At 47.7% G+C, this 19,504-nt stretch carries 19 protein-coding genes; 10 read left to right on the top strand and 9 right to left on the bottom strand.

The features are described 5' to 3' along the window. Positions 1–75: 75 nt before the first annotated feature. A complete protein-coding gene (locus AC3RCI_RS05575; RefSeq protein ID WP_336781183.1) occupies positions 76–807 on the bottom strand; it encodes a hypothetical protein in 732 nt (243 codons plus the stop codon). 224 nt (positions 808–1,031) lie between these two features. On the opposite strand from AC3RCI_RS05575, the gene AC3RCI_RS05570 reads away from it, so the two are divergent. After that, entirely contained in the window at positions 1,032–1,991 is a 960-nt protein-coding gene (locus tag AC3RCI_RS05570) for a hypothetical protein (protein ID WP_492527911.1), read from the top strand. Positions 1,992–2,036: 45 nt separating this feature from the next. Further along, a complete protein-coding gene (locus AC3RCI_RS05565; RefSeq protein WP_095288899.1) occupies positions 2,037–2,279 on the top strand; it encodes an NHLP leader peptide family RiPP precursor in 243 nt (80 codons plus the stop codon). Positions 2,280–2,360: 81 nt separating this feature from the next. On the opposite strand, the gene AC3RCI_RS05560 is transcribed toward AC3RCI_RS05565, so the two are convergent. Then, a complete protein-coding gene (locus AC3RCI_RS05560; RefSeq protein ID WP_492527909.1) occupies positions 2,361–4,262 on the bottom strand; it encodes an ATP-binding protein in 1,902 nt (633 codons plus the stop codon). Positions 4,263–4,466: 204 nt separating this feature from the next. Continuing rightward, a complete protein-coding gene (locus AC3RCI_RS05555) occupies positions 4,467–4,748 on the bottom strand; it encodes a hypothetical protein (protein WP_095288897.1) in 282 nt (93 codons plus the stop codon). 144 nt (positions 4,749–4,892) lie between these two features. On the opposite strand from AC3RCI_RS05555, the gene AC3RCI_RS05550 reads away from it, so the two are divergent. From AC3RCI_RS05550 to AC3RCI_RS05540, 3 genes are all read left to right on the top strand, one after another. Next, positions 4,893–5,054: a hypothetical protein gene (locus AC3RCI_RS05550; RefSeq protein ID WP_164764231.1), complete on the top strand. Its 162-nt coding sequence runs from the start codon at positions 4,893–4,895 to the stop codon at positions 5,052–5,054. A 163-nt stretch (positions 5,055–5,217) separates the two neighbouring features. Next, positions 5,218–5,589: a hypothetical protein gene (locus tag AC3RCI_RS05545; protein WP_336781186.1), complete on the top strand. Its 372-nt coding sequence runs from the start codon at positions 5,218–5,220 to the stop codon at positions 5,587–5,589. 44 nt (positions 5,590–5,633) lie between these two features. Further along, entirely contained in the window at positions 5,634–5,813 is a 180-nt protein-coding gene (locus AC3RCI_RS05540; protein ID WP_183522581.1) for a hypothetical protein, read from the top strand. A gap of 157 nt (positions 5,814–5,970) precedes the next feature. Here AC3RCI_RS05540 and AC3RCI_RS05535 read toward each other — a convergent pair whose 3' ends face one another. Then, positions 5,971–7,203 (bottom strand): MFS transporter, encoded by a 1,233-nt coding sequence (locus AC3RCI_RS05535; RefSeq protein ID WP_193723119.1) that lies wholly within the window; start codon positions 7,201–7,203, stop codon positions 5,971–5,973. Positions 7,204–7,458: 255 nt separating this feature from the next. On the opposite strand from AC3RCI_RS05535, the gene AC3RCI_RS05530 reads away from it, so the two are divergent. From AC3RCI_RS05530 to AC3RCI_RS05520, 3 genes are all read left to right on the top strand, one after another. Then, positions 7,459–8,109 carry a peptidylprolyl isomerase gene (locus AC3RCI_RS05530; protein ID WP_492472102.1) on the top strand — a complete coding sequence of 217 codons (651 nt, stop codon included), beginning with the start codon at positions 7,459–7,461 and terminating at the stop codon, positions 8,107–8,109. Positions 8,110–8,567: 458 nt separating this feature from the next. Further along, the gene (locus AC3RCI_RS05525) at positions 8,568–8,825 is read left to right on the top strand and encodes a YqkE family protein (protein WP_110821486.1); all 258 of its coding nucleotides are present in this window, start codon (positions 8,568–8,570) and stop codon (positions 8,823–8,825) included. Positions 8,826–9,000: 175 nt separating this feature from the next. Continuing rightward, on the top strand, positions 9,001–9,795 hold the full coding sequence (locus AC3RCI_RS05520) for a 3-oxoacyl-ACP reductase FabG (RefSeq protein ID WP_154892707.1): 795 nt from the start codon (positions 9,001–9,003) through the stop codon (positions 9,793–9,795). Between the two features lie 99 nt (positions 9,796–9,894). Here AC3RCI_RS05520 and AC3RCI_RS05515 read toward each other — a convergent pair whose 3' ends face one another. Further along, positions 9,895–10,656, bottom strand: coding sequence for a YwaF family protein (locus AC3RCI_RS05515; RefSeq protein WP_492527907.1), 762 nt, complete (start codon positions 10,654–10,656; stop codon positions 9,895–9,897). Between the two features lie 241 nt (positions 10,657–10,897). Here AC3RCI_RS05515 and AC3RCI_RS05510 point away from each other — a divergent pair, with 241 nt between their 5' ends. Continuing rightward, on the top strand, positions 10,898–11,872 hold the full coding sequence (locus AC3RCI_RS05510) for a ring-cleaving dioxygenase (RefSeq protein WP_127538045.1): 975 nt from the start codon (positions 10,898–10,900) through the stop codon (positions 11,870–11,872). A gap of 345 nt (positions 11,873–12,217) precedes the next feature. On the opposite strand, the gene AC3RCI_RS05505 is transcribed toward AC3RCI_RS05510, so the two are convergent. Together AC3RCI_RS05505 and AC3RCI_RS05500 are read right to left on the bottom strand one after the other, a co-directional pair. Then, positions 12,218–13,057, bottom strand: a complete 840-nt coding sequence (locus AC3RCI_RS05505) for a hypothetical protein (RefSeq protein WP_492527905.1) — start codon at positions 13,055–13,057, stop codon at positions 12,218–12,220. Between the two features lie 172 nt (positions 13,058–13,229). Then, complete coding sequence (locus AC3RCI_RS05500) at positions 13,230–14,507, bottom strand: methyl-accepting chemotaxis protein (protein ID WP_492527903.1); 1,278 nt, start codon at positions 14,505–14,507, stop codon at positions 13,230–13,232. Between the two features lie 326 nt (positions 14,508–14,833). On the opposite strand from AC3RCI_RS05500, the gene AC3RCI_RS05495 reads away from it, so the two are divergent. Then, on the top strand, positions 14,834–16,258 hold the full coding sequence (locus AC3RCI_RS05495) for an aspartate ammonia-lyase (RefSeq protein WP_095288886.1): 1,425 nt from the start codon (positions 14,834–14,836) through the stop codon (positions 16,256–16,258). 144 nt (positions 16,259–16,402) lie between these two features. Here AC3RCI_RS05495 and rpoN read toward each other — a convergent pair whose 3' ends face one another. Next, positions 16,403–17,707, bottom strand: a complete 1,305-nt coding sequence (rpoN, locus tag AC3RCI_RS05490) for an RNA polymerase factor sigma-54 (protein WP_492472106.1) — start codon at positions 17,705–17,707, stop codon at positions 16,403–16,405. 100 nt (positions 17,708–17,807) lie between these two features. Then, entirely contained in the window at positions 17,808–19,355 is a 1,548-nt protein-coding gene (gene pruA, locus AC3RCI_RS05485) for an L-glutamate gamma-semialdehyde dehydrogenase (protein WP_492527901.1), read from the bottom strand. Positions 19,356–19,504: the final 149 nt, after the last annotated feature.

Genomic DNA, 19,504 nt, shown 5'->3' with positions numbered 1-19,504 from the left:
CGTTATACACCTATGTTGACGAGAAACAGGGCGCCTGTCTTCCGAAGAAGACCAGGCGCCCTGCATATACATACATTAATCTGACTCGGTCGAAGCCGGGTGCCCCGGTGCATGCTCCCGTGGAATAGAATGTGCCCCGCCCTTATGGTTCACGAGCCGCTGCAAATCCCCCGTTAATTGCTCCTTCAGCTTGTCAATAAGCTGTGTTTCACTAATTCCATGTGCTTTAGCAACTTCAGCAAGAGACTTTCCACTTTTCAACTGCTCATGAAGCTGTTCCGGCGTAATGCCGATAAATTGAGCAATCGCATTGTGGTTCAAGGAAGCATGTTTTCTACCATGACCTGCAAACTCCCTACGCAGCTCTCTGAGGGGAGTATTGATCACCTTTTTCAGCTTTTCATCCATGCCAGCCTTGGCTGCCGAGACCTGCTCCTTGGTTAGGCAACCTTCTGCAGCAGCTTGATCCAGACGTTTCACAAGGGATGGTTTGAGCTTCTGTAACAGCTGCTCTTCACTTAGACCTTTGCGCTCCTTGGCAATCTGGCTCAATGTCTTGCCTAGCTCCATCTGCTCCTTCAGATCTCGGAGTCCAATGCCGAGCAGATCGGCTGTTTCACCAATCATAAATAATCCATGGCTTGCCTGCATACATGGTTGTTTGTCACGCTGGGAAGCTGCCGGAGATGTCATTCCGGTGCTGTCCGGCTTTTTTGCCGCACTGGCTGAGGCAGCATTTCCCGTTGCTGCTAATATGAGCATGGCTGCCAAACTGCTTACAAGCCATGTTTTCCATAGGTGCTTCATATTTGTTTTCCGCCTTTCGTATGTCGAAATACTGTGGTCTACACCTAGTTTGAGCCTAATCCACCCATTTTTATCCCATAAAAATACAAAAAGTCATCAAATATTTCACAATTCATCACAAAAGATCCTATTTTTTTCAATTCATATCCGCTATACTGGGTATAACTCCATGATCTAGTCGAATAGTCCTTAATTATTTTATTGCGGAAGGGCGTAAGCAAACGATGCGGAGAGAATGGCTTGATCCGTTTAGATCCGATTTGGAGGTGGTGTTCGCTGCTGCCGAGCAGCTGGTTCAGAACTATCCTGAATCCCTGTCAGAACATGCACTGAAACAACTTCATTTGATTAATCCCCTGTTACGCGATTCAGGTCACAGCTATATTGGTTACATTATTCCGCTCTGGATGCAGATTTCAGACGGACTCCCCCCACAGACTGCACACAAGTTAAGCACGGCCTGTCTGATTCATATGTTGTATTTTTTCAATCAGGATGAAGTGATGGATGAACGTCCTGACGACAGCACATTGAAGTTATCCTTGGGTAATTTATACTACATGGATGCTTTACGTAACTACTCGGATTTATTTAGCCCGTCTTCCCTGTTTTGGACGTATTTCAGACAATATGTAACGGACTGGGCTGTTAGTGTTAACGGCGAGAAGTCGCTGGATTATTTCAAAGAAAACCCGCTTCTGATTGCCCAAAAGGCAGCCCCCCTTCAACTTGGAGCTGCAGGTGCTCTTCTTTTACTTGAACAAAAAGACCGAATTAATGCTGTATGTTCTGCTGTTAACATCGCACTCATGACCCTCCAGATGACAGACGATTTCAATGACATGGATCAAGATGCTGCGCAGGGAAATTATAATAGTTTCCTTTCTCATATTTCTTCTGCTCTACAACTAACTTATCCTGAACAGCCGCTAAGCGAGCGTATCCAGGATAATATGTACAGCACATCAATCATGAACTCTTATGTAGACATTGCTTACCGATATCACGACATATTGGCATCGTCTAACTCAGGAATTCCGCACCTTTTGTCCTTTAATACGCATTTATGCCAAACACTTGTACAAGCTGTCGAGGCAATCAAGCAGCACAAAAAAATGCTTCATCAAGGCGGGTTTCATTACTGGATCAGTGAACATGCCTTAAACCCACAAGGGAAGTCATGAAACTGTGACAGTTCACATTCTATATTAAGAAGGGATTGTTGAACGATGATGGTATCTGAGAGAACAATGCATGAGGATATTATTGAAAAGGCCTGGACCGATGAACATTTCAGACAGCAGCTGCATTCCAATCCAAAACAGGCACTTCGCGATGCATTCGGTATTGATATTCCGGACAACGTCAAGATCCGTACAGTAGAAGAACAGCAGAACGATTATGTTCTTGTCATTCCTCCCAATCCCTCCAAAGTGAATTATGACGTAAATTGCGGACCTTGGAGAACCTAAACACCCAACTTAACGGCTCTGGGCCAACATTACAGGTAAAGGGGTAGAGAACCGAAAAGCTGTCTATCTTCTGCAAGTCCGTCAATCGACGAACTCGGCAAAAGATACGACAGCTTCCGTTCCTACCCCTTTTGTGCTTGTAAATGAGATTTCGCCATGCATCGCTTCCACAATTCGGAAGGTTACCATCATGCCAAGCCCTGTTCCCTTGATCTTGTTGGAGAAGTAGGGTTCACCCAGGCGGACCAAAGCTTCCTCATCCATGCCTTCCCCATTATCCCTCACATGAACTTTAATCATTCCATCCTGGGCATAGGCCCATATATCAATCTGGCCTTGACCCTGCAAAGCTTCGATACTGTTTTTAATAATATTAATAAAGGCTTGTTTGAACTTGGAAGAGTTGCCTCGAATCCAGAGATCTGGCGGGATATCAGTCGTTATTTTGCCGCCCTCCAGATTGGCCATCGGCACCAGAATCCCTTCTATATGTGTAAACTCATCAGCAATATTCAGAGAAGCAATATGATCGAACTCCGGTTTGGCAAACGTCAGAAAGTCCGTAATGATCCCTGATGCTCGGTCAAGCTCCTCAAGGGCAATTCGCACATACCCCTTGTTTTTGTTGTCTTCCTGTTCGGTCATCAGCTGTAGAAAACCTCTGGTCACCTGTAGAGGATTGCGAACTTCATGCGCAACTGAAGCGGCCAGCTCACTAATAATCTCCATCTTCTCGGATCGCTGCAATTCATTGTTGAACAGCTCCAGTTCCTTGGAGTATTCAATGACCTGTCTATGCTTTTCCGCAAAACGACTGCCCAGAATGGCAATAAGTGCGATGATAAAAGCAACCATCGACCACTTCCACCATATGAGATGATACGTGCCATTCCGCTGGTAGTACCATAACAACTCCGCTACACTGATGAGCGCAAACGTACTGTATCCTGCAGCCAGCAGTATTGCTTCCTTGTTTCTCCTCAGTGCCTGGGATATGGTGCCTATCATCAGTAATGTCAGCAGGATTACCAAAATGACGCCGATTGCCTTTTGAACCAGAAATACATATAGTACGTCCCATTGACCGCTCGAGATGAAATACACGAGCAGTGCGATGATTGCAATACCGGAATACACGAGCTGGAATTTTCTTAACTTCGTGAAGATCCCATAAGGCCCCGCCCCAATAATCTGTTCGAAAAAATAACATAGTGCAGGCATTCCCGCCAGCATCGCCATATCGAACAATATGGAGTAGAGATCCCCGTAAATCTGGTAGAACGTATACAGAAATTGTGAATACGTAATGATCATCGTTCCGATGGATCCCATGACAACACATAGCGAGATCCATAATCCCTTATGGAATTTGCCAAAGAAGAATGTGCAGCTGAGCATGGTCATGGCTGTAAACAGAAAGGTTGCCCCTAAGATGACATCCAACAAGCCATTATGAATATATCTCTCCTGCAGATTGGTGTATCTGCCTACCTCCACCGTCCCAAAGATCCCGAGTCGGCCGTTGGTATTTTCAGTCCATATATACAGCTGCTCACCTGAATTTTCGATAGATAGGGGCAGCAGTGCCGCATTGTTGTCATAGTTATAATGATAGTTCTCATACACCTTGCGATCCTTAAGATAGATCACAATATGTTGACCTTTAATATTTTCAAAACGAATGGCAGAATTATCCTCACTCAGTTGCGGAATGGTCAAGCGAGTCCATAGTGACTCCGTAGAAGGATTTACCGTAGAATAATCCGGCTTCTCCAGCCCTTGCCGCTCCCAGACCTCATCAGGTCTTCCCACTTCGCTGATAAACCCCTGATCGTGTTCATTTCCCCATTTTACTTCCCATGTCGTAATGGGGACAGGACTGTTATCTTCCTGTACACCTGCCGCGCTTACTCCCTGCGGCCAATACATGATGAATAACAGGCTGATCCATAGGACGATGATAGCTTTGGGCACATTTTTCATTCACAGCACCTCAAAGTTCATATTTTGAGCATTTAGCAATAGTCGAATGATGCAAAATGCTGCATCTATCCCCCTAACTCTATCATTTATGATTCGCCATGATTTAACGTGTCACCTTCTAATGGCAAACGAAAAAAATCACATTTTAGTCCAACTATATATTTATTTCCATTTTATAACGAGGGAATCCAGTTATCCTTTGTCTTACCCGCGCAAATCTTCGAACTGGTTCTCAATCATTTCCCGTTCCGTTCGTTCATAGGCATTCCGAAACTTCAGCCACTGCTCCGTCTCCTCATCCTCATAAATCGTCCATATATCCGAAAAAAGAAAATCACGCAACTGGACAACTTGTCCGGCCCATATGCCACCAACCCAGAACAAACCGTCTGGTCTGCGAATGACTGTACGCGAAAAGCCGGGCGTAGATGCCTTTTGTCCAATTCGGATTCGAGTGATCATATTGCCAAGTGTAAACCATTCCAACTGGAATCCCTCCCTATTTCATCATGCTCCATCATAACATAGGCCTTGCTCGAAAGCTGTACCAGCTGCTCTGCGATTCAATTCGCTTCTATGGGTGTAATGGTTCCTCAAAGCAACCATTCACCTATTAAGGAGATGATTTAAATGAACGAGCCACACAAAACGGTAGAAGTAGAACGGAAAGATATCCAGCAAAAATCGGATTCCAGCATGGTCGCCTCCACTTTTATTAAATATGCGGCTTATGTACTCATTTTTTTCGGCTTCCTGTACTTTCTCGTCAAATATGTATTCCCTAAATTTTAATCATTCATATTCGGGTCAACCCAGGGAATGCTAACACGTGCAGGATTACAACGTTTAGGGTTTGGGTAACTACCAGGTAATTACCGGGTAAGAACCTTAGAAAATATCAGCACAATAATACATGCTGTCAATCACATTTAATTCCTGAAAGGAGCTGCTACTTATGACAGACAGACCGATTAGTAATGACGAAAGCGACCGTTATTATGACCGATATCAGAGGTCCCGCGATATTCCGCCCGAAACGGAAGTACCCGAGGGCGATATGGATACATTTGACGAAGTGTCCGGAAGACGGATTGAAACCGATGAGACGGATCTGCCTCCTGTAGCTGCAACGACAGTAGAGGATGAGGAGCTCGAATCACGTTTGGCAGAGCCTGCACTGGAATCTGTACCTGATGCTGATCTGCTCCAGCCAAATAGCCCGGTTGACCCGGCTGCACCTGATCCGGACGCCCTTCATGGTACTGATCTTCTCAATGGCGCAGGAGCAGGTGCCAAACCGCAGGACGACATTCTTCCACGAGGTTAAGATTGGCAAACTCCCTTGCGTCGTGAATAAGGAGGTGCAGCATAATGAAGGATGATCACCATAAGCATGTCGAGACGCCGGATAATTTGGTAACCGAACGGGACATCGATCCTGATTTCGGACTATTTACGGAAGATTCATTTCCGGACGCTCTGGAAAAAGAGGATCAGCGTGATGCTGTTGAGCATGCCATTCCGAAGGAGAAATCCGATTCTGAAGAATGATACACCTTTTCGATGAAATGAATCAGGCTGAACAATAGGGAAATCTCTCATGAAGAGGTTTCCCTTTTTTAATGTATATTACTTGCCCACATATATAGTCACATCAAAAAGATGGCTGCTGTATTGCTACAGCGCCATCTCTCTCCGTAATATCCATCTATCGATCTGCTGTTACCGCTTTCTTCGATGCTGATTTTCCTGAACCCGGAAGCTTATGCTCCAAGCCAGACCATTTGGCTACAATCGCTGTGATTAACAGCGCCAGTCCATTGATGATAAAAATCCAGCGAATAGGCAGCCATCCACCGAGAATACCACCAATGATAGGTCCTGCCATCGTACCGATCTGGGACGCCGACTGATTCAGGCTAAAGGCCCTTCCTCGGAAGCCCGGGTCCGTCGCCTGCACAATCATGGCATTGATGGCCGGGAACACGGCCGCGAAGAACAACCCGTAGACAAACCGCAAAACACCAAAACCAATATAACCTGTCGTAAAAAATTGCAGCAGATTCCCCACTGCCCCACCGACGAGTCCAATAATCAACACTTTGCCGTAACCGATGCGCTGACCAATCTTCCCCCATCTCGGTGCCATAATGACGGTAGCTATACCTACCGCTGAGAAAATAATACCTGAGCTGAGTGAAGCCCGGTCCGGCTGAATCCCCATCTCCATGACATAGACCGTAAGCAGCGGCTCAAGAATCATGACGGAAAAGGTACAGATGCCCATCATGCCTAACACCGTAATAAACAGACGATTCGCTCTGGCTTCACGGATATCATCCATGACATGGGAACGCGGCTTATTGCGATTGAAATTCTCCTCTTTTACCCAGAAGGTCGCGATTACCGCAGAGACGAGCACCACAATGGCTGAGAATAAAAAAGCATTTCGATTGCCATAGTAGTGGCTTACCACACCGCCAATCAGCGGACCAATGATCCCGCCCGTAGCTCCGGCGGTGGACATGATACCGAGTGCGTATCCGGTCTTCGCTTCCGGGGTATTCGTACCTACAAGGGCAATCGCAGCCGGAACGAAACCAGCCAGCAATCCCTGAAACAGCCGGACTACGATGAGTGAATAAGGGTCCTGTACAAAGTAGTTGATCAAATACAAAACCGCAAGGCTGTATCCCGACCGGATCAGCATCGGCTTGCGTCCGTATTTGTCTGCCAGGGAACCCCAGAACGGAGACACCAGTGCACTGGCCAGAAATGTGATGCCAAAGGCTAGCCCTGACCAAAACTCCAGGTGATCACGAACGCCAAGATCGCCGCTCAGAAACAAGGGCAAAAACGGGATGGAGATTGAATACGCGGTGCTGCAAAAAAATACACCAATCCACAAAATCACCAGATTACGCTTCCACGAGAAGTCCATATACCCACACGCCCTTTCCGTTACTGACGCCCGGGACTGCCGTGGTTTGGAGCGGACGGAACAGACCCGTACGTCCCTGCTGCGGAAGCATTTTCCTTATTTTACACCTATGCTGCCATGAAGACCATCCCTGCACCTGCAAAAGCAAAGCTTGGATTGCCTTCCTGTCCCAAAAAACGGTATGATAGTTGATGGATTATCCCAAAATAATTCCGTTGAAATACATTAAGCAGAGATGCAAGGGGGAACATTCTCATGTCTTTACGATGGAAAAAAACAACTGCTGCATCGCTGATCATGGCGCTGCTGCTTATTGTTATTAGCGGCTGCGGACGCCCTTCGAGCAGCGCTACGGAACCCGTTCCGGCACCGCCTGAAGGTCAAAATCCGGTAGCCACGATTGAAATGCAGGACGGGCAAAAAATCGTGATTGAGCTCTATCCGGACATTGCGCCCAACACGGTATACAATTTCATCTCGCTGGCCAATCAGGGTTTCTATGATGGCCTCATCTTTCACCGCGTTGTTCCGGGCTTCATGATTCAAGGTGGAGATCCAAATGGTAATGGGACAGGCGGCCCCGGATATGCAATTAAGGGTGAATTCACATCCAACGGCCACAAAAATAATCTGAAGCACACACGTGGTGTTATCTCCATGGCGCGTGGAGACAGCCTGGATTCTGCCGGGTCACAATTTTTCATTATGCTGGCAGATGCAGACCATCTGGACAACGCGTTCGCTTCCTTTGGCAAAGTCACAGAGGGAATGGACGTAGTCGATGAGATTGCTGCTCAGGAAGTGGGCCAGAATGACAAACCGGTTACCGATCAAGTCATGAAAAAAGTGACTGTGGACACGCATGGACTGGAATATCCTGAACCTGTTAAAATGCCTGAGGAATAAGCCTTCAGGCACATTCCAAACAAACAAAAGCTCTGTCTTGCGATAAATACGCAAGGCAGAGCTTTATTTAATGATAGCGTTTACATATGAGGCTTTAAAAAAAGCCCTCTACGCATTATATATGCAGCAGCTCTGCAACCCGCTGATCTCACAACATCCACCCCAACAAACGGAACCAGCCAATAATCGCAATCCATAGCGGGCAGCTGAAGGCAATCCCCCATGCAAGCCCTTTCAACATGCTGCGGTCAACTTCCACGAACAACGACTCCTTTCTCCAGGGAATAGTCGCAGTATCGGTAATACTATATGATTTTATACCCGTTTTCATTCGTCACGGAACAGCTGATTTCCTTCTTTTCTTGACTCGTTTCATGGAATGCATACCGGGAACCTGATATACTATGACTACGGATCGAAACAGGGAACCTGATTTACGTTGGAGAGGAGAATTTTCCATGGCAAAATCCAAAAAACAACCTGCTGCCCCCAAAGCAGCTCAGGATAAACCAACGACGCTGAAGGATCTGCTCAGCAGCGACGTGCTGGAGAAGCTGAAGGCTCAAGCTGATGAAGCCAAGGCTGCCGAAGCCCAGCGAAAGGAAGAGGAACGCCAGCAGGCAGAAGAAGCTCGCAAAGCGGAACAGAAGCGTCGGGATAATGACTTCGAGTATTTATTGAATAACAGCTCGCTCGACTGGAAGAAGCATAAATAACATTTCAGCAAGCGATTCGCATATTAGACGTCATTTCAGATGTAGATGCAGGACCGATTATCGGTCCTGTTTTTTTGTGTTGGGCAAGTATGAAGGATTCTGATTCACCTCCCTTGTGCCGGGTATGTAGAGATAGAGAGTAACAGTGAAATTTAATGGACGTGGAGGGATCAGGATGAGTGAACAGCGTTTGAATGGAAAAGTGGCAATTGTGACCGGTGGTGGCTCCGGTATTGGGCAGGCTACCGCGATTCGTTTTGCAGAGCATGGAGCCAAAGTCTATATGCTGGACCGTACGCCAGAGAAAGCGGAAGAAACAAAGCAGACCATTGAGAAGGCTGGCGGCGAGGCTTATGTGATTGAATGCGATATCTCCAAACCGGACCATGTGCAAAAAGCGATTAATCAGGCTGCGGCTGAAGCCGGCAAACTGGATATTGTATTCGCCAATGCCGGGATCAACGGCACAATGGCTCCGATTGAAACGATGGAACCGGAAGACTGGGACCAAACGATGGAGATTAATATGCGCGGCACGTTTGCAACCGTCAAATACGCCATCCCCCATCTGAAAGACCGTGGAGGCAGCATCATCATCACCAGTTCGATTAACGGTAACCGGGTATTCTCAGGTATCGGGTTCTCTGCATACGCTTCCAGTAAAGCCGGGCAAACCGCTTTTACGAAGATGGCAGCACTCGAACTGGCCCGTTACAAGATTCGAGTCAACGCCGTATGTCCTGGTGCCATCGACACCAATATCGATGACAACACCTATCCATCAGATGATCTGAAGGATGTACAGATCCCCGTGGAATTCCCGGAAGGTCATGAGCATCCGCTCAAGGGTGAACCTGGTACATCAGAACAGGTAGCCAACCTGGTGCTTTTCCTGGCTTCCGACGAATCTTCCCATGTCACGGGTACACGAATCTACGTGGATGGTGCAGAATCCCTCCTTCGAGGATAAGTTATCCGCCCCATCGCATCGAGCTCAATAAACCAATCATCCCGCATGTCTCCTGAGCTTCAGGATACTGCGGGATTTTCATTGTTCTCGTTTTGCCAATCACACTGCGGAACTTCTCTCCTTCTTCACCCGGTTCTTCACTCGCTCCGGAATGGCGAAGAACAGCACGTACATGAGCGAAAACAACACGGCTGCCAGTACTTCTTCCCCCAAAATGTATAACGGGTACGGTCCCAGAAGATCCAGCACGGATGCCGTCTCCGGTTTATGACGAAGAAACATATAGTTAGCTTCCAAAAGCACATCCATCCCATATACAATCAGCGCCGCCACATTAACAAAAACCATCGAACCCACAACTGATCTCCAGCTTGGACGAAGCTGTTCTACCCAGGTCATATAGAGCAAGGCAAGTATAATACAGGCATGAGCCGTAAAAAATTGAATAAAACGAAAATGTGGAACGGTATAACCCAGGTTTGGAGTTACGATCGCCATCAGCGCACCTGCAATCCCTGCAAATAATAATGCCGAATGCAGCATACGACTGCGTGTTATCAGCAGCACGGCCGACAACAACAGGGACAAACTGCACAGCTCCAGCGGAAGCGATGTCCTCACACTCCACACCCCGCCGTAGACATACCATAACTGAAGCAGCACTTCACAACCTATCATAAAGATGGCTAAAGTGATTCGCAGCACCCTACGTGTGCGTTCCGGCCATGATCTCAAGTGGTTTCTAAACAGGTACAGCAAGATAATCACCATTGCCGTGCAGGCTATCGCCCATATGTGTGGATTCGAAAACATGATAAAAGGCCGTTCATCATAAGGGTCAAGCCACTTGGGATATCCCATGTTCTTCTCCTTCCCATCACAAACAGTGATCCCTTGAAATGTATTATTTTTCATTTTGGCATTAATCGAAGCGAAAGTCTATCCATTGATTGTTTGCAGATATGTATTGCTTTATAATTATCTTTATGTTAAGATAAATCCAGAACAAAACAAACAAAAAGTTAGTCACTTAATAAAAGTTAAATAACAACTTACACATAATCAAGAATAACCAACCCCAATTACTCAGGAGGAATTAACAATGCAAATCAAAGGACTTCACCACGTATCCGCACTGACCGCACATGCCGCTGAAAACTATCGCTTTTATACTGATGTCATGGGCCTTCGCCTAATCAAAAAAACAGTAAACCAGGATGACGTTTCCGTGTACCACCTTTTCTATGGAGATGAAAAAGGCAATCCTGGCACCGAGCTAACCTTCTTCGAAATTCCGATGGCCGGACAGACGCGTGAAGGCGTGAACAGCATCTCTGCTACTTCGCTGCGCGTTCCGAGTGATGCTGCTCTCCAGTATTGGATCAAACGTTTTGACGAATACGAAGTACCTCATGGTGAAATTACGAATCGTGGAGGCCGCGCAACACTCTCATTTACTGATTTTGAGAACCAGCGTCTGATCTTGGTGTCTGACGAGAACAACACAGGTGTTCCTGGGGGCAAACCATGGGATCAGAGCCCGGTACCGGCTGAATATGGTATTGTCGGTCTTGGTCCTGTACACCTCACCGTTCAGGATGCCTCGTTGACGGCAGCTGTTCTCACGGAGCTGCTTGGATTCCGTCAAAAAGGAACCTACCCTGCTTTTGTTGCAGGACAACCGGATGTACTTGTATTCGAATCCGGTGAAGGAGGCAGTGGTTCCGAGGTCCATGTCGAGGAGCGTAATGACTTGCCAATTGAGAGACCAGGACGTGGCAGCGTACACCATGTGGCCTTCCGGGTGGATAATGAGGAAGAATTGAAACAATGGGTAGAACGTGTTCGCAACTTCAGCTTCCCTAATTCCGGCTTCGTCGATCGCTTTTACTTCCGGTCCCTGTACTTCCGTGAAGCGAATGGTATCCTGTTTGAACTCGCAACGGATGGTCCTGGTTTTGATACGGACGAGGAACTTGCTCATCTGGGTGAATCGCTCGCTTTGCCTCCATTCCTGGAAGGCCGCCGGGCAGAGATCGAAGCCAATCTCAAACCACTGGATACCGTAATTCGTTAAGCAGCTCATAACTTTAGGATATTTCTCAGAAACCTAAAAACGATTATTGCATGCGCCCGTGGTTCAACTGACCCGCCCAACGCAAAGTCAATAATCGTTTTTTCTATAACCCATCAGTTATATATATCAAACAAGTTTTCCTTTATACCTAAACAACTAATGTGGCAATGCCAGACATTCCAGTTCAATATTTTGGGAATAATTCTGTATAAGAGCAGCACAAAGTGAGGCTGAGTATCCCCGTTTTTTTCAGCCCCACCATTCCTGCCTCTGCCTAATCAGGCAGAAACATAAGTTATTCTTTTATGACAAGCATCGACCTAATAACTCTTCTACTCCGAGAATTCAATCAAACGATTCATAATACTCATCTTCATACGCTTCTGTACGGTATTCCACGTTCTCGGCCTTCCATTCGCCATCCTGATATGCATAGTCAAAAGTCAGATCTCCGTCGTACCCAGCCGGTCCATAAGCACCGGACGCTGTAACTTCCAACTTGCCGTTCTCCACACTGTAATACACGACATCGCCGAATTGAAGTTCATCATGATAAGCTATGCCATCCGTTTCTTCCTCGATCTGAGAAGGTTCTAACTTCACCCCATCCACCGCTACGTCAATGGTCACTTTTCCAGGGGTTACGTTTACTTTGGACTTCATGTGCTGCTTCACAATCTCATCCAAAGGCTGCATGTTCATCTCTTCCAGCGTATCCGGGTCTATGATGTGTGCCTGACCCAAATAAATACCCGTCCCGTGTCCGGCAGTGAAAAGCACGATAATTTCCTTTTTGCCATCTCCATTCAAATCCAGTTCGTGCACTTCGGGTTTGTAAGACCCGCCTTCTCCCTGCCACTTGCTGAATTCACGTGTCTGTCCATTCACTTCAAGAAACATGCCGTTATATATATAACCCGAACCCTCCACTTGCATCGGGTATAATCTGACCTTTTCATTTTCCGGAGCAACGGAAACGTTCTCTTTTTTTACAGGAGCTCTCTCTATTGAACCAAAGGATGTTTCATCGGTTTCTATATTGGATGCCACGACCCCATCAGTCTGGCTGGATTGATCATCTATGTTAAGCTGTTTTTGTTCATTGGATGTTCTGGCAGCTGAAGTTGTACTAATCGTAACAACCGCCAAAACGATCATCAGCAGGATACCTGTCCAAGTTTTCAATATTCTGGGCTCCTTCTTTTAAAAATGGAATACTACAACTATTATATCGTCATTTATCGCCCAGTCGTTGCGAATTTGTTAATGTTTCATAAAAAAAACTTTACAAACCTCAAAATTTGCGAAAGAATGTTCGGGTTTATCCATATAAAGAAAAAAACACTCCGGACACAGCTTATGGCTGCATCCGAAATGCTTTAGTTTTATCCATTAAACGATTCGTTAATTCTCTCAACTCTTCAGCGGAAGAGGAGATTTCCTCCATGATTGCCGTCTCCTCATGAGCGGCATCCATAATCCGTCTGGCCTCGTCCGAGAACGAGCCGGCTTTTCCTTGAATTTGTTTCACATGACCATGCGTCCGTTCAACCCGAACGGTCTGCTCTGCAATTTTGGAGCCAATCTCATGAGCGCCCTTCATGAACACCTCAACCGTTCCCGTCAGCTCCTGCAGCGTCTGATCGACGTTAGTGGTGCGCTGGGACTCATTCACGACAAGCCCGTGCTGCTCATGAATCAGCTGTGCCGTATCGCGGATACGCTGCTGAACACGACTGATCAATTCGTTAATCCGGTGAACCGATTGTGTACTCTCGTCCGAAAGCTTGCGAATCTGCTGGGCAACTACAGCAAAACCAGCTCCCTCTTCCCCTGCACGCGCTGCCTCGATGGATGCATTAAGGGCAAGAAGCGCTGTCTCCTCGGCGATGTTTTTGACCGATTGCGTAATGGCTTCAATATCCGAAGCTTCCTTCTCCAGAAGCACCATGATGTCACGGGAACGATTATGCGATACGGTCAGCTCGTCCATGCCTTTCATCAGATACGAGAAAGTCTGCTTCGTTTGATCAACCGACCGTTCCATCTGCCCTGACATCTCTGTCATTCCGATCGATTGGGTATGCATGCGCTGAAAATCATTCAACATCTCATCTGCGGTAATCAGTGATTGCTGTGAGGTCACTTTTTGTTCCTCTACCCCTACCGCAATGTGATCCACCGCTTCCGACATCATTTCGATCTGTTCGGCTGCCTGGGTAATGGCTTCACTCAGCGATTGCGCATTCTGTGAGGTGGTACGCGTACTATCCGAAATATCGTTTACAATACTTCTTAGATTAACGACCATCGCGCGAAATGCGTCATATAAAACGGCAAGCTCGTCCTGTGTACGGCGCTCCGGAATTTCAGCTGTTAAATCCCCTGAGGAAACTTGCTGAGCTGCCTTGGACAGGTGAACAATTGGGCGTGTCAGCCAGCGTGAGGCAAACCATCCCAGAATTCCGTTCCAGCACACCCCTAGTATGAGTACTAAGGTGATATACAACCAGCTTGGCATGGAGAAAGAGAGCCAGTCCTGGAGGAAGAATATAAAAAAGCCGCTAGTCCCGTATGTAATAATCGAAATGATTACCAGACCTGCGACTGTCTTTGCGCCTAAAGTCCATTTCATGTTCACACCTCGTAGTCCTTTTTTCCTATTTTACCAATCATCGACCAAAAAACATGTGATCTACATCACTGAAAACGCTGAATCAGGAACCCATCTTGTCCCGCACGAATACCTTTTCATCCTTGTGGTGCATAATTTATAAGATAAGTTTGTTACACTTCGAATCACCCAGTACCAAGCTAGGTTAATACCCCTAATTTTAATTATTATCGGCAACTTGGGAAAAATCATTTAGCCTGGCATCCATTTTGCTTAAATGATATACTGAGTGCGCTTCGGCATCGCCGGAGCTGACCTATTTTTGGATGCCACTGGAGGCGAAAGAAATGTCTACAATGTCCACACGGACGGAGAAAGATTTTATTGGTGAAAAAGAAATTCCTGCTTATGCCTATTACGGTATACAGACGGTGCGGGCCGTGGAAAACTTCCCGATTACCGGCGTACCTGTGCACCGGGAGCTAATTACAGCCCTCGCTGCCGTGAAGAAGGCTGCCGCAATCACGAATATGGAGCTGAAGATGCTGCCGCCGAAAATCGGCGATGTCATCGTGATGGCCGCTGAAGAAATGATGAAAGGTCATCATCTGGATCATTTTATAGTTGACTCCATTCAGGGCGGTGCAGGCACCTCCATGAATATGAATATGAATGAAATTTTGGCCAATCGCGGACTGGAACTGCTGCTGCAAAACAAAGGGGACTACTTCCATTGCAATCCCAACAACCATGTGAATATGTCCCAATCGACCAATGATGTCATTCCAACGGCACTGCGGATCGCGGCGTATCGGTTGTCTGAAACACTCCTTGATACCATGCAGCGTCTGAAAGATGCTTTTCTAAAAAAAGAACTGGAGTTCAATGATGTCGTCAAAGTAGGACGCACCCATCTCCAGGATGCCGTGCCGATCCGTTTGGGACAAGAATTCGGTGCCTATGCGCGGGTGCTGGGACGCGACATGGAGCGTCTTGAATTTGCGAATCGCCGCCTGCTGACGATCAACCTCGGAGCTACGGCAGTAGGAACTGGGCTCAATGCCAAACCGGAGTACATCGTTAAGGTCACGGAACATTTGTCCGATGTTACCGGACTGAAGCTGCAGACAGCTGATGATCTAGTTGATGCCACTCAAAATACGGATGCTTATATGGAGCTGTCTGCTGCCCTCAAGGTATGCGCGGTCAACCTGTCCAAGATCTGTAACGATATTCGAATGATGGCTTCCGGACCGCGTGCAGGATTCAATGAGCTTCGTCTTCCGGCCCGTCAGCCCGGTTCTTCCATCATGCCAGGTAAGGTCAATCCGGTTATGGCCGAAGTGATCAACCAGGTCTCCTTCCAGGTCATGGGGAACGATCATACCATCTGCATGGCGTGTGAAGCCGGACAATTTGAATTGAATGTCATGGGTCCTGTCATCGCGTTCAACCTGCTGCAATCCCTGAAAATCATGAATAACGGCATTGACGTGTTCACCCGTTATGCTGTGGAGGAAATGGAAGCCAACCGTGAACGCTGTGCACTGATCATGAAGCAAAGCTTCAGCGTTATTACGGCCCTTAACCCACATCTGGGTTATGACGTGGCAGCATCCATTGTGAAGGAAGCTCTGAAAACGGGTGCTTCGCTCCAAGAGATCATTCTGGAACGTGGATTGCTCACGATAGAGGAGCTCGAAGAAATCATGCATCCGGAACAGATGACTACACCAGGTATTGCTGGTGAGCGTTTCCTGCACAATATGTAATGAGGTTTGACTGACTCGAATTCATCATGATTATGAATCCAAACAGAAGGCCCCTGCACACCGTTAATTCGGGTGAGCAGGGGCTTTATGGTGTTATAACGCTGATGCTATAAAAATGAAGACATTAAGGCATGAAGGTTTATTTTAACTCCAGCGCTTGCGCTCAAGCGAAGACAGGATCTGCAGCTCCTCCCTGTACTTTGCCACCGTTCTGCGCGAGATCCTGATGCCCTCCCCGGCGAGCAGCGCTGCCAATTGACTGTCCGAATACGGCCGGCTAACCTGCTCCGAACGAATGAGTTCCTTCAATCGAAGTTTAACCACTGATGCAGAAGCGGGATCTCCGCTTGCTGTCTCAATGCCTGTCGTAAAAAAGGACTTCAATTCGAATACCCCATGGGGTGTCTGAATATATTTCCCGCTAACGGCACGGCTCACCGTGGACTCATGCATGTCAATCCTCTCGGCAACGTTAGCCAGACTAAGCGGTTTCAGACCAGCGAGTCCTTCATGCAAAAAATGTACCTGCTCACTCATCACTGCCGTGAGAACACGCATCAAGGTCCTGCGCCGCAGCTGCACACTGCGGACAATGGCTCTCGCCTCCGCTGCCCGCGCCGACCAGACTTCGTCTGGAGCTCCATGCCTGATCCAGTGGGAACATGCTTCATTCATGGATACACGAAGGTTCCCTGCCGAATGGAGCCCGATATAAATCTCGCCATGCCGAAGTTCCACCATGCCATCCGGAATAATGTAATGAGGACGCTCTTGGCACCCAATGGAACGACAGGGTTTGGGGTCGAGCTGCGTAATGTAATTATACGCAGCCTGTGCCTCACGTGAGGATATACCTAGCCTGGTTCCCGCTTTCCCCGGATGGAAGGGCACGAGTTCCCCCAGTCCGGCCTGAACCATTTGCTCAGCATGGAGAGCGGCTGACGAATCCCGGCGGATCTGAAGCAGCAAGCACTCATGCAAGCTGCGTGCCCCAACGCCTGCAGGATCCAGCGACTGAAGAATATCCAATCCTGCTTGCAGCCCATCCACAGAGAAGCCGGATATCGATGACAATTCGGCGAAATCTATCGTCAGATAACCGTCACTATTGACACATCCCGCCAAATATTCAGCTGTTCCCTTCACCATAGGCGGGAGATCCAGCAAGCGAATCTGAGCAGACAGCAGCTGTTCAAGCGTTGGCTCATCACTTTTCACCTGCAGCAACGGGTCGTAGGAAGCGAACGTTCTCTGATTTCCTTTCCGCGGGAGGCGGACCAGCGGTGCAGCGTGCTCCTCCACTTCAAGTACCGGATTCTCTTCGGCTGCTTCCTGAAGATAACGGTTCAAGTCCTGACCGGACAACGTCAGCAAATGAATGGACTGTTTCATCTCTGGCGTCATGGACAGCCGAACACGCTGTTCCTGAACCAGCTGCATCTCCAGCATGATTCTCCCTCCTTCTGCGCGGATTGGAATTTGATTTATATTTTCCGGAAAAAGAGTACAAAAGTAAATGCTTTACTACAAGCATCAGCCGCTGTACGCCTCAATACTTTTCGGAAACCAGCTTCGCTTGTGTAAAGAGCAGCAGATAGTCTCTTCCGCCCGCTTTGGAGTCCGTACCTGACATGTTGAATCCGCCAAACGGATGCGTGCCAACCAAAGCACCTGTGCATTTCCGGTTAAAATACAAATTGCCAGCAAAAAACTCTCGTCTCGCCAGTTCCAGATGCGCACGATTCCGTGAAATGACTGCACCTGTTAAGCCATAATCCGTGTTGTTTGCAATATGAAGAGCTTCCTCAAACGTATCTGCCTTGATAAACGCGAGTACAGGTCCAAAAATCTCTTCCTGTGCAATGCGTGCCAGCGGGTCAACATCCGCGATAATCGTCGGTTCAATGAAATAGCCTTGGGCATCCCCTGTACCACCGCCCAACACAAGCCTGCCTTCACCCTTGCCCACTTCGATATATTCATTAATCTTGGCATAAGCCTTGTCATCAATAACTGGTCCTACATGACTGCTTACCTCGAGCGGACTGCCCATCGTGAGCTTCTTCGTGCGCTCAATGACCTTTTGTAATACCTCATCATAAACATCCTTATGAATAATGGCGCGGGAACACGCGGAACATTTCTGTCCAGAGAATCCGAATGCCGAAGCGGTAATGGAGTCCGCAGCCAGTTCCAGATCACTTTCGCTGTCCACAACGATCGAATCTTTACCGCCCATTTCTGCAATTACCCGTTTGATCCACTTTTGCCCTGGAGCTGTGCGAGCAGCCCGTTCGTTGATCCGCAGACCCACATCTCTCGAACCGGTGAAGCTGATAAAGCGAGTCAGCGCATTATCCACCAGATAATCGCCCACTTCGCTGCCCGGGCCTGGCAAGTAGTTCACTACGCCATCCGGCAATCCTGCTTCAGTGAGCAGTTCCATGAACTTGGCTGCGATCACCGGTGTCGTGCTGGCCGGCTTCAAGACAACTGTATTACCCGATACGAGCGCGGCAGAAGTCATGCCAGCCATAATGGCCAGCGGGAAGTTCCAAGGTGGAATGACAACCCCCACGCCAAGCGGGATATAGGTCAGTTCATTATCCTCGCCTGCAATCCGGGTCAGGGGCTGAGGTTCACTGAGACGCTGCATTTCTCTTGCGTAGAACTCCATAAAATCAATAGCTTCCGCTGTATCTGCATCTGCCTCCGGCCAAGTTTTGCCTGCTTCATACACCATCCATGCAGAGAATTCATGCTTGCGCAGGCGCATAAGCGCAGCTGCTTTGTACAGATATCGTGCGCGTTCATTTGGATCTGTATGTTTCCAGGTACGGAATGTTTCTGCTGCTGTCTGAATCGCCTGCTCTGCCAGCTCCTGATCTGCCTGAAAAATCGTTCCGATCACCTGATTCTTAGCCGCCGGGTTAACGGAGGTTAACGTGCGGCTGCTCGTTATGTTCTGCCCGCCGATAATAATGGAATATTCCTGTCCGAGCTCAGATTCCACCTTGCGAAGTGCGCTCTCAAAGGCTTCCTTGTTCGCTGGTACAGCAAAGGGCGTAAATGGTTCGTTAACAAAAGGGATATTCATGAATAATTCCTCCTTCAGGATGTTGGAATCACTGGCTGCTCGCCTGATTTACCATGCTATTTCACTCTCAGCCAATATATGTAGCAAGATCCGTGCCAACTCCGATGAAGAATGAATATTTTAATAAAATAAATGATCTGGCACGATTT

The organism is Paenibacillus sp. MT124 (genome assembly GCF_058792755.1).
The sequence above is the reverse complement of the archived record's forward strand: the minus strand, read 5'-3'. Positions and strand labels throughout refer to the sequence as shown.

Coding starts and splice junctions, on each gene's coding strand:
- AC3RCI_RS05530 (WP_492472102.1), top strand. CDS start 7,459: ATGTCTTTACGATGGAAAAAAACAACTGCTGCATCGCTGATCATGGCG.
- pruA (WP_492527901.1), bottom strand. CDS start 19,355: ATGAATATCCCTTTTGTTAACGAACCATTTACGCCCTTTGCTGTACCA.
- AC3RCI_RS05500 (WP_492527903.1), bottom strand. CDS start 14,507: ATGAAATGGACTTTAGGCGCAAAGACAGTCGCAGGTCTGGTAATCATT.
- AC3RCI_RS05560 (WP_492527909.1), bottom strand. CDS start 4,262: ATGAAAAATGTGCCCAAAGCTATCATCGTCCTATGGATCAGCCTGTTA.
- AC3RCI_RS05525 (WP_110821486.1), top strand. CDS start 8,568: ATGGCAAAATCCAAAAAACAACCTGCTGCCCCCAAAGCAGCTCAGGAT.
- AC3RCI_RS05540 (WP_183522581.1), top strand. CDS start 5,634: ATGAAGGATGATCACCATAAGCATGTCGAGACGCCGGATAATTTGGTA.
- AC3RCI_RS05510 (WP_127538045.1), top strand. CDS start 10,898: ATGCAAATCAAAGGACTTCACCACGTATCCGCACTGACCGCACATGCC.
- AC3RCI_RS05520 (WP_154892707.1), top strand. CDS start 9,001: ATGAGTGAACAGCGTTTGAATGGAAAAGTGGCAATTGTGACCGGTGGT.
- rpoN (WP_492472106.1), bottom strand. CDS start 17,707: ATGCTGGAGATGCAGCTGGTTCAGGAACAGCGTGTTCGGCTGTCCATG.
- AC3RCI_RS05575 (WP_336781183.1), bottom strand. CDS start 807: ATGAAGCACCTATGGAAAACATGGCTTGTAAGCAGTTTGGCAGCCATG.
- AC3RCI_RS05545 (WP_336781186.1), top strand. CDS start 5,218: ATGACAGACAGACCGATTAGTAATGACGAAAGCGACCGTTATTATGAC.
- AC3RCI_RS05570 (WP_492527911.1), top strand. CDS start 1,032: ATGCGGAGAGAATGGCTTGATCCGTTTAGATCCGATTTGGAGGTGGTG.
- AC3RCI_RS05515 (WP_492527907.1), bottom strand. CDS start 10,656: ATGGGATATCCCAAGTGGCTTGACCCTTATGATGAACGGCCTTTTATC.
- AC3RCI_RS05565 (WP_095288899.1), top strand. CDS start 2,037: ATGATGGTATCTGAGAGAACAATGCATGAGGATATTATTGAAAAGGCC.
- AC3RCI_RS05535 (WP_193723119.1), bottom strand. CDS start 7,203: ATGGACTTCTCGTGGAAGCGTAATCTGGTGATTTTGTGGATTGGTGTA.
- AC3RCI_RS05550 (WP_164764231.1), top strand. CDS start 4,893: ATGAACGAGCCACACAAAACGGTAGAAGTAGAACGGAAAGATATCCAG.
- AC3RCI_RS05495 (WP_095288886.1), top strand. CDS start 14,834: ATGTCTACAATGTCCACACGGACGGAGAAAGATTTTATTGGTGAAAAA.